The organism is Thalassovita autumnalis, from assembly GCF_001458255.1.
GTDB lineage: Bacteria > Pseudomonadota > Alphaproteobacteria > Rhodobacterales > Rhodobacteraceae > Thalassobius > Thalassobius autumnalis.
Genome location: NZ_CYSB01000040.1, coordinates 361403 through 377154, shown reverse-complemented (window position 1 = coordinate 377154; position 15752 = coordinate 361403). Strand labels below are relative to the sequence as shown.

General features: G+C 60.9%; 9 protein-coding genes. 3 read left to right on the top strand and 6 right to left on the bottom strand.

Annotated elements, in window-relative coordinates; genetic code table 11:
- Positions 1-126: 126 nt before the first annotated feature.
- On the bottom strand, positions 127-1737 hold the full coding sequence (locus TL5118_RS18495) for an IclR family transcriptional regulator domain-containing protein (RefSeq protein ID WP_058244325.1): 1611 nt from the start codon (positions 1735-1737) through the stop codon (positions 127-129).
- Positions 1738-1860: 123 nt separating this feature from the next.
- Positions 1861-3273, bottom strand: a complete 1413-nt coding sequence (locus TL5118_RS18490; protein WP_058244324.1) for a multicopper oxidase family protein — start codon at positions 3271-3273, stop codon at positions 1861-1863.
- Between the two features lie 279 nt (positions 3274-3552).
- On the opposite strand from TL5118_RS18490, the gene TL5118_RS18485 reads away from it, so the two are divergent.
- The gene (locus TL5118_RS18485) at positions 3553-4278 is read left to right on the top strand and encodes a trypsin-like serine peptidase (RefSeq protein WP_058244323.1); all 726 of its coding nucleotides are present in this window, start codon (positions 3553-3555) and stop codon (positions 4276-4278) included.
- Between the two features lie 68 nt (positions 4279-4346).
- Here the strand turns inward: TL5118_RS18485 and TL5118_RS18480 are convergent, their stop codons facing one another.
- The 4 genes from TL5118_RS18480 to TL5118_RS18465 all read right to left on the bottom strand — a co-directional run bounded on the left by TL5118_RS18480 (position 4347) and on the right by TL5118_RS18465 (position 12299).
- Positions 4347-5531, bottom strand: coding sequence for an HlyD family type I secretion periplasmic adaptor subunit (locus TL5118_RS18480; protein WP_058244322.1), 1185 nt, complete (start codon positions 5529-5531; stop codon positions 4347-4349).
- Positions 5531-7693 (bottom strand): type I secretion system permease/ATPase, encoded by a 2163-nt coding sequence (locus tag TL5118_RS18475; protein WP_242601815.1) that lies wholly within the window; start codon positions 7691-7693, stop codon positions 5531-5533. The genes TL5118_RS18480 and TL5118_RS18475 overlap by 1 nt, the downstream gene beginning before the upstream one ends.
- A 114-nt stretch (positions 7694-7807) precedes the next feature.
- On the bottom strand, positions 7808-9136 hold the full coding sequence (locus TL5118_RS18470) for a TolC family protein (protein WP_058244320.1): 1329 nt from the start codon (positions 9134-9136) through the stop codon (positions 7808-7810).
- A 67-nt stretch (positions 9137-9203) separates the two neighbouring features.
- Positions 9204-12299, bottom strand: coding sequence for a beta strand repeat-containing protein (locus TL5118_RS18465; RefSeq protein ID WP_058244319.1), 3096 nt, complete (start codon positions 12297-12299; stop codon positions 9204-9206).
- 507 nt (positions 12300-12806) lie between these two features.
- Here TL5118_RS18465 and TL5118_RS18460 point away from each other — a divergent pair.
- Entirely contained in the window at positions 12807-14543 is a 1737-nt protein-coding gene (locus TL5118_RS18460) for an ABC transporter substrate-binding protein (protein WP_058244318.1), read from the top strand.
- Between the two features lie 137 nt (positions 14544-14680).
- A complete protein-coding gene (locus TL5118_RS18455) occupies positions 14681-15742 on the top strand; it encodes an ABC transporter ATP-binding protein (RefSeq protein ID WP_058244317.1) in 1062 nt (353 codons plus the stop codon).
- The last annotated feature ends 10 nt before the right edge of the window (positions 15743-15752 follow it).

Sequence of the window (15752 nt, the reverse complement as noted above, 5' to 3'; positions counted from 1 at the left end):
ACCCGATACACCTTAGCAAAGCTGCAAAACTGTCCGAAAAGGTGGGACCACTTCACTGGACCCTGAAGGCACACCCTTGTCGGACCACGAAGCGGTGATCTGCCACGTGGATCTAAGATCAGGCGCTTAATCTAACTGTAACAGCAGGGCGTGACCCGCCAGCGGGGCATGATCCAGAACCTCTTGCGGCTGGCCGTCCCGTTTGGAGGTCACCATCAAACGGTCCCGGTTCGGACCACCAAAACACAGGCCCGTGGGGTGCGGTAGCGGCAATGTGTACCGCGCCAGTAACTGGCCATTGAGGCTCAGCTTGCTCAACCCCCAGCCCTGTTCAAAGGCCACCCAAAGCGACCAGTTGGCGTCAATGGCCAGCGCTGCAGGACGCCCAGAAGCTTTGGAAAACTGGCAGATCTGTTTCAATTGCCGGGTGATCAAGTTGTAAGATAGGATCTCACCCCGATCAGGCACGGCCAGATAGATCGAACCCGACACGGCGCAATAGGTGATCGATCCCAGCCCCAGCGGCAGCACGGCGTGATCACTGGCGTGGCCGTCCAGCGTCAGGTTGATCAGCTGCTTTTCACCATAGCGTTCGGTGACCGCCCAGATGTCATTGGCGGTGCCCGGCACGGCACATTGTACCGGGCTTTCCATCAGGCTTTCCTTGCCGCTGGACAGGTTGATCAACCGGTCACCGCAAAGCGCAACCACCTGATCGGCTGTGGTGACAACCAGACCCTGCGGCCGGGTGGTGAATTGGTGCAGCTGTTCCGAGCTGCCATCCAGCTTGGACTGCCATAGCTGATTATCGTCACGATCGATCCATAGAAAGGACTGCCGTTCTTCGGACCATTTCGGTGCACTGCATTCGCCGCTGGCCTGTTCGCTGAGAACCGAGATGTCAGTGGGCCGCTTCGGGGTCAGATCCGGCCGGATCATCTGATCGGTGATGCGTCGTGCTGCGGCTTTCACAGCCTCAGCCAGAGCAGGGATGCGGGCGTGTGGAATGCGATAGGACGGGCCGGCAACGGTGATACAGCCGATCACCTCACCACTTTCGCCAAAAATCGGCGCGGAGACCGCGCGCTGGCCGATTGAAAATTCCTCATCTGAGATCGAATAGCCGCGGCGTTTGGTTTCCTGCAGGTCCAGCCGAAGGGCGGCGCGATCCCGCAAAGTGTGTTCCGTCCGCTGGGTCAGGGGCTGGTTCAGCAGGCGATCCTGACGCTCCTGTGTGGCATAGGCCAGGACGACCTTGCCGGAGGCCGAACAGTGATAGAGGAACCGGGTGCTAAACTCATCGATCACCGGCATCGGATGCGGGCCCAACACATGGGCCAGATTGCGGGCGGCCTGCCCGTCATCAACCGAAACAACAGCGGATTCCCCACATAGGTTGCGCAGCTCGGACAGTTCCGGTTGGGCCACCAGCGCCAGTTCACGCCGCCGCACCATATCCACGATGGATTGCAGTTCCGAAAAGCTGAGGCTGTAGCTTTGATCGCCGGGTTCACTGCGCAACACATCGCGGTCCAACAGGTCCTGCAGGCAGAAGTTCACCAGATCCGACCCAAACTCCCGGAGGGCCGTTAATTGGTCACGCCTTACCCCATGAGGGGAAGACCGGACCTGCAATATGATGGTTTTGGCGCAGCGCAGGGCATCGGCCATTTCTGGCGCGGGGTCGGGTGGGTCAGGCATGCGATCCCCGGCAGCGGGGGATTTGGGTTCAGTCATCTGCACCTCAAGGTGACGCTGGCATCAGCTTAGACGGGCAACTGGGGCCATGCCAAATGAAACGAACACTGGCCGCATACCGTATGCGTTTAGCCATTTGACGCATCATGCCCAATGCGGCGGCTATGCCGAGACCTCGATCCAGCTTGTCATGCCGCTGGCGGCATGGCCCAGCATGTGACAGTGGAACAGCCACATTCCGGGGTTGTCTGCGACAAAGGCAATGCTGCGTGTTTCGCCGCGTCCCAGCAGCAGCGTATCGCGCATCGGACCGTAGGTGCCGCCCTCCAACACCTCGCGGAAGTGCATGCCATGCAGATGCATCGTATGGGCAAAGGCCGTGTCGTTGCGCAGCTGGATCTGCAGTGCTTCCCCCAAAGCGGCGCGGGTCAACGGCTGATCCGTGCGCCCCGAGATGCCGTTGAAGGCCCAAAACTGCCCTTTGCGTGCCAGATCCCGCATGCCCAGCGTTTTGCCCTGATAGCTTGCTGAGGCCATGCCGCCCATCGCGCCACCCTGCATGTGCAGTTCCAGCGGGCGGGCCCGCGCCAAGGGGGCTGTTGCCATATTGGGGTTCGGTGGCAGGGGGGCAGGGGCCTCGCGCGGTTGGCTGGCAGCCTGGTCGCGCACCGGGAAGGCAACCTGCACCCAGGCCTCTCCATTGGCAGCCTGGCGCAGCAAAAGCGCCTCTTCGGCGGCGGTGATATCGACGATCAGGTCGATACGCTGCCCCGGTGCCAGTACCAGAGGCTCGCTCGCAACAATCGGTTCGGGCAGGGGCATGCCATCAAGTGCCATGACCCAGCCGGACATGCCCTGTAGCGCTAAGGTGAAAATCCGCGCATTGGCCGCATTGATCAGCCGCAGGCGCAGCCTTTCGTTTTGTTTGACCGGGATCACCGCATCGTAATGACCGTTACAGGTCGAGATATTGCCCAGACGACCGGCGTGGCTGCGATCATGCATATTGTCAAAATCGGCAAAGATCTGGCCATCTTCGGGATTCAGGCGCCAGTCATCCAGCAGCAGAACCTCATCACGGTCGACATCTGGCGCATCGGCTTCGGTGACCACCAGCGCCCCGTGCAGCCCGCGCCCCACCTGTTCCGGGCTGGCCCAATGGGCGTGATACCAATAGGTGCCTGCGTCCGGCAGTGCAAAGTCATAGTCAAACTGCCCACCGGGCGGCACAGCCTCCTGCGTCAGTCCAGGCACCCCATCCATCTCGTTAGCAATGCGAATGCCATGCCAGTGTACTGAGGTTGGCTGCGGCAGGCTGTTGACCAGCTGGCGCTGCAACCGGCCACCTTGCGGGTAGCGCAGCACCGGCCCCGGGGCCAATCCATCGTATCCCCAAACCTCGGTCTTGGGGAATTCTGATGGCGCCAGTTGCACCGCACCTTTGCGCGCCTCCAACGGGGCAAAGCCACTTGCTTGGGCGACTTGCGGGCGCCCAAGGGGCAACAGGCTGGCGGTTGCGGCGGATGCGGCGGCACCGATCAGAATATGGCGGCGGTTTGGTTTACTGGGTGGCATGATGTCTCCTCTCCCCCTCAACCTATCGCGCGATGCCGATTTGTCAGCCCGTGGCCTGCGCTAAATCCAAATTGCGGCGATGCGGGTGTCACATCTGGCAGCTTTGCGCCGTTAAGGAGGGGAGGCCAGCGAACAGCTCAATCGTAATCCGGGCAAAACCAAGGCGAATGCGGGCGCAAAGGCGGCACAGGTCGGTCACGGGCCGTCAAATGAACCGAAAGCCGCCTCAGTCTGGCCGCAGCGGGCTGGCTGAGTGAGGGCAAGACATTTGGAGGTAACATGCGTTTAGCGAAGTTCTGCCTGGCGCTGGCCCTGTCCTTTGCAGTGGCCCCGAAAACAGATCCAGCCAATGCCGAAAGCGGCCCTTGGCGCAGCGTGGAAAACATCGCCGGTTGGGAAGCGGTTGGCCGCTTGTCCATCTCGGGCGAAACCATGTGCACCGGCGCTTTGGTGGCCCCCAATCTGGTGCTGACCGCCGCGCATTGCCTATATAATCCTGCCACTGGCCGCCGCGTCCGTGCTGATCGCATCACCTTTCAGGCCGGGCTGTCCAAAGGCCGTGCCAAGGCCGAACGCAGCGTTGTATCTGCCACCGCACATCCCGAATACCGCCACCGCCCAAATGGTGCGGCGCAGGTTGGCCATGATCTGGCTCTTCTGACGCTGGATCAGCCCATCGGCCGAAATGAAGTGGCCCCCCTGGCCTTTGAAGGCCGGCCTGAAAAGGGGGATATCCTAAGTGTCGTGGCCTATACCGTCGGCAATCGTCAGGATCCGCGTATGGCCTACCCCTGTCAGGTGATCGCACGCAAACAGGCCACTTTGGTTCTGAACTGCGAGGTTGATTTTGGTGCCTCGGGCGCGCCGGTTTTTGCCCTGCAGGGCGGACAGCGGCCCTATCTGGTGTCGGTGATCTCTGCCAAGGCTGAAATGGCGGGGCGTGACGTCTCGGTTGGAACCTCACTGGATCCATCGGTGTTGAGCCTGCTGGCCAGTCAGAGCTGAGCTAGCAAAAACCAACCTGTCACGGCTTCAATTCGGCGCTGACCTTGCAGTGCTGCAATTTGCGAAAATCAGGGTTCGCGGAAGGCTTCGCGCGACTTGTAGAGCGGTTTCAGCAAATACTGCAGAACCGTCTTTTCGCCGGTGTGCAGCTCAACCTGTGCCCGCATACCCGGCCGGATCTCAATGGCTTTCTGGCGTTCGGTCAGCCCGGCGCTGTCCACACTGACGGAGACCCGGTAGAAAGGCTCGGCCCTTGGGTCGCGTTCATCCTCAAAAGTGTCAGCGGAAATCAGATCCACTGTGCCTTTGAGCGTGCCGTAAATCGTGTAGTCATAGGCCGTCAGCTTGATTGAGGCCGCTTGACCACGCCCGACAGAGGCGATGTTTTCCGGGCGCACGCGGGCCTCCACAAACAGCTCTTCACCTAACGGGATGATCTCAAAGATCTCTTCCCCCGGCCGCACCACGCCGCCAATGGTGGTCACTGACAGGTTGTTCACGATCCCGCGCATCGGGGCGGTGATCACGGTGCGGTTCAGCTGATCCTGCGCCAGCCGCATTTCCTGTCGCAGCGAAGTAATGTCTTTCAGCGTTTGGGAGTATTCCTCCGCCTGTTCCAACTCGGCGGCGGTGTTGATCTCGGTATAGCGGATTTCGGCTTCAGAGGCGGCTTTGCGGGCTTTGTTGACCTCTAGCAGGGCGACAAACTCTTTCTTATAGAGCCGCTCCATATTGGCGAGTTCTGATTTGGCCTGTTCCAGCACAACCAGCGCCCCTTCACGGCGGGAGTTCAGGTCGGTCTGCCGGGCCTTCAGAAGCGCCCTTTCTGAGGTCAGGATGGTCTGCGATCGCGCGGCCAGCGTCTCTGAGACGTCAAATTCATAGGCGCCGGCAATTTCCGCCTCCAGCCGCAGGCGTTTGATCTCCAGCGCGTCGATCTGATCCTGCAGATCGTCAAAGGCGGTGCGGAACTTGGTGTCCTGCAGGGTGGCCAGGATCTGCCCTGCCTCCACCAGGTCGCCCTGTTTGACGGCTAGGTCTGACAGGATCCCGCCCTCAAGGTTTTGAATGATCTGCGATCGAGAGGAGGAGACAACTTCGCCCTCAGCGCGCACAATCTCATCCACCACGGCAAAAGCAGCCCAGGCGATGAACAGGGCAACGGCCAGCCCGACCAAGCGAATGGTCAGCCGGGACAGGCGGCTGTGATCGTCAAAGCTTTCGTCAAAATCGCGTTCGCTGATCCCGGACATCAGCCCCGCTCCCCGCTGGCAAGATGGGCCAGAACCTGTTCGCGCGGCCCATCCACGACCAAACGACCGGCCTGTAGGATCAGGGTGCGGTTTGACAGTGCCAGAATGGGGGTGCGGTGTGTGGCGATCAACGCGGTGCGGCCCTGCAGCCAGCCCTCCAGACGGCTGACCAGCGTCCGCTCCAGCGTCTGATCCAAGGCAGCGGTCGGTTCGTCCAGCAGCACAATCGAAGGGTTCTGCAGCCACAGGCGCGCCCAGCCGATTGACTGACGCTGCCCGATCGACAGACCTTCGCCCCCATCGCGGATCTGCAGGTCCAGCCCTTGCGGATGTGCCCGCAGGAAGGGGCCAAGACCGGCAAATTCCAACGCCTGCATCAGGCGGTCATCATCCCGCTCCAACTGATTGAGGTTCAGGTTGTCGCGCAGCGAACCGGCAAACAGGCGAATATCTTGGCTGAGGTAGCCAATCCCGCGGCGCAGGTCGCGCGGATCGATCTGGGACATGTCGGTGCCGTCCAGCATCACCCGCCCCTTGCTGGGCGCATAAAGACCCGATAGCAGTTTCAGCAGAGTCGATTTGCCAGATCCGTTTGCGCCCAGAATGGTGACGCGCTGACCGGGTTTGATCACCACAGCAGGCACGTCCAATGTGGCCGGACCGTCTTCATCATAGGCGAAATGCACCTCGCGCAGCTCAAACTGGCCTTGGAATGTCTCACGGCGCAGATAGCGCCGTTCATTGTCACGTTCCTGCGGGGCGAGGGCGATGGTATCAAGGCTTTCCAGCGCGGCCTTCACGTTGCTCCAGCGGGCCAATGTGCCGGCAAACTGGGTCAGCGGCGCCAGGGTGCGGCTGGTCAGGATGCCTGTGGCGATGATGGTGCCGACGGTGAATTGCCCGGCAAAGACAAGGTAGGTGCCGATGACCACGGTGGCGATATAGGTGGTTTGCTGCACGCCCTGCGACCAGTAAGTCAGGGTGGATGACAGGCGCCGCTGCTCTGCCGAGGCATAGGAGGATACGGCGTTCAGCTCATCCCACAGCCGCAGAATACGGTCCTCGCCGCGTTGGGTCTTCACCGTGTCCAGCTCGCTGACCACCTCTTGCAGCAACCGGCCCGCCTTGGCCGAGGCGCCTTGGGTCTGACGGGTCAGCGTAATCATGCGTTTTTGCAGCACATAGGCGGGCAGCACCATCAGGGTACCGCCGAGGACCAGAACCCAGACCAGATTGCCCGCGATTGACGCCACCAGCGCCAGGAACAACAGGATAAAAGGCATATCCGCCAACACAGCGATGGTGGAGGAGGTGAAAAATTCGCGCACAGACCCGAAATCGCGCATCGCGGCAAACAGGCCTGAGGGGGGCAGGGCCCGTTGATCAGACCGCATCCCCAGCAGGCGGCGCATCAGCATGTTCTGGATCGACAGTTCCATCCGCCGCCCCGCCGCATCCGACAGCCGGGCGCGGGCCAGTTTCAACAGGCCTTCCAGCCCGATGGCCATGATGGCACCAATGGCCAGCACCCACAGCGTCGCCTCGGACTGATGCGGGATCACCCGGTCATAGACCTGCAGCGAAAACAGCGCCACAGCCACGGCCAGCACATTGGCCACCAATGACCCAAGCATGATCTCACTGATATGACGGCGGAACTTTGGCAGTTCGCCCCAGAACCAATGGCCCTTGGTCAGTTGCGGCACATGGCGTTCGGCCATCTGACGCAGGCTGGTTTTGGCGGCCAGAATGGTGCCGGTGAAATGCGGTGTGAATTCTGCCAGCGGCACTTCGGCGCGATTGTCGGGGCAGGTGGTGTCATAGATCGTCAGCACCTCATCTTCTTGTGACAGGATGAGAATGGACTGCCCATTGCTCATCTCAGCAATCGCGGGCCAGAGCGTGGGGGCTGGCGTGACCTTCTGGCTGATCTTTGGGGCTATGCCTGCGTGATCCAGCGCCTTGGCCAGCGCCTTCAGGGAAACATCACCAGGGGATTGTACCCACATGTATTCGGCCACATCCGTCAGCGGCACCTCTTCGCCGTGTAGCCCGGCAAGGGTTGCGATCAGCGCGGCACGGTGCTGGATCCGTTTGGCGGTGCCTTCGATGAGGGATTGGATTTCCGGCGCAGTGTCCTGTGCCGGTGCAGCAGCTGCCACTGGTGCCGTGGGGGGGGGGGGCAGGCGTAGCTTGGGCGTGGCCCGGCGTATTTGCGGGCTTTGCCGTCTTTGGCACGGTCGGGTTGATCGACAGGATGACCGGACCTTTCTGGCTCAAATCGCGCCCCCGTCAGCCAGCACACCCAGATCCCGCGCCAATTCTAGTTGAACCAGGATCACCTCATATTTTGCGTCCAGCCGCTCCATCTCGCGGCGGGTCAGCTGTTCGTAGATATTGACCACTTCCAGAACCGAGCGCTGGCCGGCTTTGAACTGTGACTGGAACAGGCTGAACGTCTTGCGGCTTTCACGCACCAGCTTGGCGGTTTCGCGTTCCTGCCGTTGCAGCGAAACCAACCGCTGTTCCAGCCGCGACCGGTTGCGGCGGGCGGTTTCGCGCGCCTCCACCACGTTTTCACGGGCGGTTTCCTTGCTGTTTTCAATCGCATCCAGCCGCGCTTTGGTGCCAAAGCCCAACCCCTGCGAGGTGCCAGCGTTCAGCGCGCCCGAGGTGCCGTTGCGGTTCAACGTGCCCGAGGCGCTGAGCCCCGGCAGTTGGCCCGCACGTTCCGCTGTGGCCTGCGCCACGGTGCGTTTGGCCTCGGCTTCGGCCTTGATAACGCTCAAGGGGTCCAATCCGTCAGGGGCGTAGGACTTCAGCGGGGCTACGTCAGAGGCGGGGATATCCAGCCCCAGCATGGCCTGCAGTTCGGCGCGGGCGGTGTTGGCCTGTTCGGCGTCCAGATCCCGCGAGGCGCGCAGATCCAGCAGTTTGCCCTCAACCATCCGCTGATCGCCCTTGTCAGATACGCCACCGGCCACACGGCCGTCGACGATCCGTTTGAACCCCTGCATCTGGCTGATGGCCTTGCCGCCCATCGCCGCTTTGTCCTGCCCGCGCAGCGTGGTCAGATATAGGCTCAGCGCGGTATAGACCCGATCGTTTTGATCCTGTGACAGGGTGACGGCGGCCACCTCAACGTCAGCGGCGGCATAGGCGCGTTCTGCCTTGCGCTTGCCGTTGTCATAAAGCACCTGATCCACCACCAGTGAGGCCAGGGTTTCCCCCAGTGAGGTGAGTGAAACTGTGCTGGAAAGCGTCGGCAGCCAGTTCTTGTTCTCAGCCTCCGCCCGCAGTTTGGCGCTGCGCAATTCGGCCTCAGCCGCGCGGCTGCCTGCCGTCAGTGCAGCATCGGCAACGCGGTCATAAATCCCGTCCTCTGGCAGGACCGACCGGCGGGCCACCAGAGTTTCAACCACTTCCCCCTCACCTGCGGCGTCAAAATCAGTGGCTTCCGGGCTGCTGTGCGCTTGCGTGGGGGCAGGGGCCTCGCCCGCCAGATGGGGCGGGGCAAAGTTCAGGCCACCACCCAGCCCGCCGGTCATGCAACCAGCCAGCACCGTTGTCGCGCAGAGCAGTGAGAGGGCCTTGGACGGGATCACCCGGGTGGTCTCCTGAATGGCTTGGGGTGGACGGGTGGTTGGGGCGGCGGTCCGCCCCAACGCGAAGTTAGATGATGACGTTGATGTCCTGGTCGATGACCAGCGTCACCCCATCATCGCCGATGGTGTAAACATCATAGGCCTCGCCATCGATGGTTTCGGTACTTCCGGTACGCTGGGCGCCTGCAACGGTGACCTGATCGTCGCCATTGCCGTGGATCGTCAGCGTGTCCGACGTATCCGACAGCGCCTTGATCTGCGCCTCGGTCAGGGTCAACTGGGTGCCTGCGGCATAGTCCAGTTCAATGGCTTCAATCTGGAAGTCACCGATTTGGGCATGGCCCAATGTGCCGGCGTTGGTTGCGTTGTCATCCAGAACCACCATCGTGTCGGACACATTGCCCGCATCATCCGTGGCCGAGACCACCAGATTGGTGCCATCAGGAACCCGTGGATTGAAGGCATGCATGGTGGTGGCGCCCAGATCCACTTCAGTCGGTGAAAGCTCGGTCGTGGTGCCATTGGCGTTGAGGGTTGAGATCGTGTGATCCGAACCATCTGCAACCAGAGTGATCGCGCTGATATCATCATCAGACTGGGTGACGCTGTCGACCAGCGGATTGGACACCTCGGTATCCACAAAGAAGGTGGTGGAGGAGGTGCCGACATTGCCCACGGCATCGATCGTGGTCACGGTGGCGGTGGTTTCATATTCACCGCGCGGCAGGCTGCCGGGTTCATAGGTGACCGACCAGCTGCCACTGGCGTCAGCGGTTGTGGTGCGGGTCACACCTTCGACCACAACGGTGACCGAGGCCCCAGGTTCCGCAGTGCCATCTAGCACCAGACCCTGGCTCATCTCAGCCGCGTTGACAAAGCTGTCCCCGCCGATGGTGGTTTCTGTGACCTCAATGGTGGCGGCGGTGGTGGTGTCCACGCGGATCGCGCGGCTTGCCTGTTCTGTGTTGCCTGCGGCATCGGTGATGGTCGCAACAACAGTGGTGTCATATTCACCGGCGCGGATATCGCTGCTGGCGTAGGTCACAGCCCAGGTGCCGTTGGCCGCCACTGTGGTGGTTTTGCTGACGCCGTCCATCTGAACGGTGACACTGGCCCCAGCTTCGCCGGTGCCGGTTAGGGTCACGCCTGTGCCAGCCTCGGCTGCGTTGATGATGTCATCACCCCCGGCCTGACCTGCATCAACCGCCACACCGATTTCCGTGTCCACGCTCACTGTGGCACGGGTGGTGGCGGTGTTGCCTGCGGGATCGGTGGCGGTCACGGTGACGGCTGCCTGATAGGTGCCAGCAGGAATGTCCGCGGTAGTGAAACTGGCTGACCAGCTGCCATCCTGTGCGGCGGTGACCAGCCGGGTTGCGCCCTCGAGCGTGACCTGAACCATCGCGCCAGCCTCGGCCATGCCGGTCAGGGTGACGCCTCCTGCAGCCTCAGCCGCATTGATCATATCGTCGCCTGCAATCGGCGCGTCCAGACCAACAAGGGTGGAGGTGTCCACCCGCATCACAGAAGAGGTGGTTGAGACATTGCCAACCCCATCCGTCGCGGTGACGTTGATGGTGGCATCATATTCGCCCGATGGGATCTCGGCGGCCGCGTAGGTCGCCGACCATGTTCCCGCGTTGGTGGCGGTGACGGTGCGGGTGACGCCCATCATCTCCACCACAACGGTCGATCCCGCTTCAGCCGTGCCGGTCAGGGTCAGGCCCTGTGCCGCCTCGGTGGCATTCAGCATATCATCGCCGGCAATCGGCGTGTTCAGGGCCACATTGCCTTCGGTGTCAATATGCAGGGTGTAGTTGGTGGTGGTGCTGTTGCCCGCCGCATCGGTCGCAACCAGCTGTACAGCACTGTCGTAAGTGCCCGCCGCCACTTGACCCGCGCTGAAGAAGAGCGACCAGCTGCCGTCATTTGCGACGGTTGTTGTGGTGGTCTGCCCCTGGAAGGAGATCGACAGGCTTGCGCCCGGTTCCCCGGTGCCGGCCAGCGTCACCCCGTCAGAGGCTTCGGCCGCGTTGATCACATCGTCGCCTTCCACCGTGCCCATGGCGATGGCCGGGGCGATGGTGTCAACCTCGATACTGTCGGTGACAACCGTTGTGTTGCCGCGCGCATCCACCGCAGTGATGGTGGCGTCGATGGTGTATTCCCCTTCGGCCAGCACATTGCGCGCAAAGAATACCGACCAGCTGCCGTCCTCGGCAATGGTGGTGGTCTGGCTGTGGCCGTTGACCTCAACCGTAACGGTTGCACCCGCTTCGCCCTGGCCAGACAACACGTGACCGTCATCATGTTCGGCCGCATTGACCACTTCACCAACCGAAACGGTGCCTTCGCTGACCGAAACGGCAGGCGGGGAGGTGTCAATGTCCACGGCCGGGCCATCGAGGGTGAATGTCTTGTCGTCCGGGTTCACCACGGTGACCTGGCTTTCGTACACACCATCGGCAGGCAGATCCGCAGCCTGATAGGTAACCGACCAGGTGCCATCGCCGCCCACGGTTGTGGTCTGGACGGAGCCGCCAACAACAACGGTGACGTCGGAACCTTCTTCACCAGTGCCTGAGATGGTCACCGCATCCGGGGTCGGGCCACCGGTTTCATAGGTCGCTTCGGGATCGTTGACCGTGGGGGTGATTTCACCGCCACCGCCGATCACTTTGTTGGCTACGTAGCCGCCGCCCAAAACCGCCGCGCCGGCGGCTGCGGCACTGCCCAGCCCGCCAAGGACCGGGGCCACCAGAGGGGCCACCACGGGTTCAACCCGTTCCAGATCCAGGAAGACCAGCTGGTCATAGGCGCTCCACTTTCCGCTGGTATCGACCGCGTTGTAAGAGGCGAGGTATTGGTCCCCGACCTGACCGCCCAAGTCTACATGTTGAATTTCACCATGTGCCGAGAGGAACAATTCAGGCTCGCGCCCGTCCTCAAAGAAATAGCCCTGTATCGTTACGGTTTGACCGTTGCTTAATTCAACGATCAGATCGTCACCGCTGGTGCGGTAGGCGATAACATCCTGTGGGGCCAGGTTCAGTGAAATCTGAGACCCGGTGAAAAAAGGAATAATGTTGCCGTCTGCTGGGCTGCTTTGGCCATAGGAAACGGTGCCGCCCGCGCTACGGACAGAGTAATTCACTGCACTCATCAGCTTACTGCTCTCTCAAAAAGTAGGGCTTTTGCCCATTATCTAGATTACTTCAGGCATACTATAGGGCAGACCGCGAAAGCTAGTGGTTTTTGTTGAAATTAAGGCAAAATATGGGTTTTTGTTGCCACGATCGGGCGTGGATCCGCGGTAATCCCGTGTGTTTGCAGGCAAAATTTCCCTTCATAGGTGTCGAAAAGTCGACGCAGGTGTCGTGTTTTGGTAACATGTCTCACACGAATCCGGTTTAGACTGTTGAATGTGTGCTGCTGTTTTCGCGGTGTGCTGTGGTATTTTGCGGTCGGTGCCTGGCGGAATTGAATGATGTGTTATGCGCCTCTTCTGCAGGGGGCATGATTTGAAAACCGCTAAATTCCTATGATTATAATGGGCTTACGCCACGGCGCCTGATGTCTACTAATAAATTAGTTGACGGTTTGATCCACGTCTGCGAACGTGTGCACATCCGGCGGGAGGCCGGCCAATTACTCAATTTGGGAGGACAAGATGCGCAAGTATCTTATGTCCGCTGTCGCGGCTGTCGCCGTGATTGCGGGAACGCATCCTTTGCATGCTGACGAAGCTGCCGCCAAGCGGTGGATTGACGCTGAATTCCAGCCGTCGTCGCTGAGCAAAGATGAACAGATGAGCGAAATGCAGTGGTTTATTCAAGCTGCACAACCCTTCGCTGGTATGGAAATCAACGTTCTGTCTGAAGGCATTCCAACCCACGGCTATGAAGCCGAGGTTCTGACCAAAGCCTTTGAAGAGATCACCGGCATCAAAGTGAACCACCAGATCCTCGGTGAGGGCGAAGTGGTGCAGGCGGTGCAGACCCAGATGCAGACCAAGCGGAACCTCTATGACGGCTACGTCAATGACTCCGACCTGATCGGCACCCACTCGCGTCTGCAGCTGGCATATAACCTGACCGATCAGATGGCAGGGGATTGGGCGGCGACCACCAGCCCGACGCTGGATCTGGATGACTTCATGGGCACCCAGTTCACCACCGGTCCCGATGGCGACCTCTACCAGCTGCCCGACCAGCAGTTCGCGAACCTCTACTGGTTCCGCAAAGACTGGTTTGATCGCGCCGACCTGCAGGAAGCCTTCAAAGCCAAGTATGGCTACGATCTGGGTGTTCCGGTCAACTGGTCGGCCTATGAAGACATCGCTGAGTTCTTCTCCAACGATGTGAAGAACATCGATGGTGTCGATATCTACGGCCACATGGACTACGGCAAACGCGCCCCTGACCTGGGTTGGCGTATGACCGATGCTTGGCTGTCGATGGCTGGCGCTGGTTCCAAAGGTGAGCCGAACGGCGTGCCGATCGACGAATGGGGCATCCGCATGGAAGCCGGTTCCTGTAACCCTGCTGGTGCATCGGTCACCCGCGGTGGTGCAGCAAACGGTCCTGCAGCGGTCTATGCGATCCGCAAATGGGACGAGTGGCTGCGCAACTACGCACCGCCCGGTGCCGCATCCTTTGACTTCTACCAGTCGCTGCCGGCTCTGAGCCAGGGCAACGTTGCCCAGCAGATCTTCTGGTACACCGCCTTCACCGCCGACATGGTGAAGCCGAAGTCCGAAGGCAACAACACTGTGGATGACGAGGGCTTCCCGCTGTGGCGGATGGCGCCCAGCCCGCATGGTCCTTACTGGGAAGAAGGTCAGAAGGTTGGCTATCAGGACGTTGGATCTTGGACCTTCCTGAAGTCGACCCCCTCGGATCGTGCTCAGGCGGCCTGGCTTTATGCCCAGTTCGTGACCTCGAAAACCGTCGACGTGAAGAAGTCCCACGTGGGCCTGACCTTCACCCGCGACAGTTCCGTGAACCACGAAAGCTTCACCGAACGTGCACCGAAACTGGGTGGTCTGGTAGAATTCTACCGCTCGCCTGATCGTGTTGCATGGTCGCCGACCGGTGTGAACGTTCCGGACTATCCGAAGCTGGCCCAGATCTGGTGGCAGCAGATCGGTGATGTGAACTCGGGTGCCTTCACTCCGCAGGAAGCGATGGACCGTCTGGCCGAAGAAATGGACATCACCATGGCCCGGATGCAGCGTGCCGACGAAGCACAAAACATCTACGGCGGCTGCGGCCCGCGTCTGAACGAAGAAAAAGACGCTGAGTGGTGGTTCGCAAACGGTGGCGCCAAGCCGAAGTTGGACAACGAAAAGCCGCAGGGCCAAACCGTCAACTATGACGATCTGGTTGCGCGCTGGAACGCCAACTAAGCCGCCGCTGAAACCCGGCGTCTGACCGCTCCTCTCCCCGTGGTCGACGCAGGCTGGGGCCACCCTATGGCCCCAGCCTCTTGCCGCCCGGCATCTGACCAGAGGTGGCGCAAAACCCCAAGATACAAGGGTGCAAAATGGCACTTGAATTGAAAGAGATCACCAAGGTGGTGCAGGGGGTAACCCATATCAAGCCCACCAGCCTGACGTTGGAACAGGGACATTTCAACGTTCTCCTCGGCGAAACCGGATCCGGCAAAACCTCTCTGATCAAGATGATGGCCGGCCTTGATCCCATCGCCTCGGGCCAGATCCTGATGGATGGCGTGGATGTCACCAAACTGACCACCCAGAAACGCAAGATCAGCCTGGTTCACCAGTTCTTTGTGAACTACCCACATATGACGGTCTTTGAAAACATCGCCTCGCCGCTGAAAGTGGCCGGCATGGCCAAGTCCGAGATTGAGGGCCGCGTGCAGGAAGCCGCAGACATTCTGCAGCTTGCCCCGATGCTGCATCGTCGCCCGCATGAACTCTCAGGTGGTCAGCAGCAGCGTTGCGCCCTGGCGCGTGCCATTGCAAAGGACAGTCAGGCCGTGTTCCTGGATGAACCACTGGCCAACCTTGATTACAAACTGCGCGAAGAACTGCGGGAAATGCTGCCTGAGCTGTTTGCAGGACGCGGCGCTGTGGTTGTCTACGCAACCTCAGAACCCGAAGAGGCCTTGCTGCTGGGCGGCGAAACCGCCCTGATGATGGACGGCCGCGTGGCCCAGTTTGGCGCCACCGCAGATCTTTATCGTGCGCCCGCCAGCCTGACCTCGGCGCAGGTCTTCTCAGACCCGCCGATCAACTACGCACCGGTGCAAAAGCAGGGCGACAGGATTGTCATGGGCGATGTCAGCTGGGCGGCCGAAGGGGCCGCAGCCGGACTGGCCGATGGCGGATACACCGTTGCGGTGCGCCCGCATCATATCCTGCCGCAACCCAGCGGCGGTGCCACGGTGGCCTTGAAAGGGCGCATTGGCGTGACGGAGCTGTCAGGTTCTGAAAGTTCGGCGCATTTCACCTTTGACGATCACGGCTGGGTCTCACTGGCCCATGGCGCACACCCCTATGAGGTGGGCGAGGATCATACGTTTTACATGGATGCCGGGGCGTGTTTCTACTTCGCCGCTGACGGCAGCCGGGCCGCCTGAGGGGGGCGAG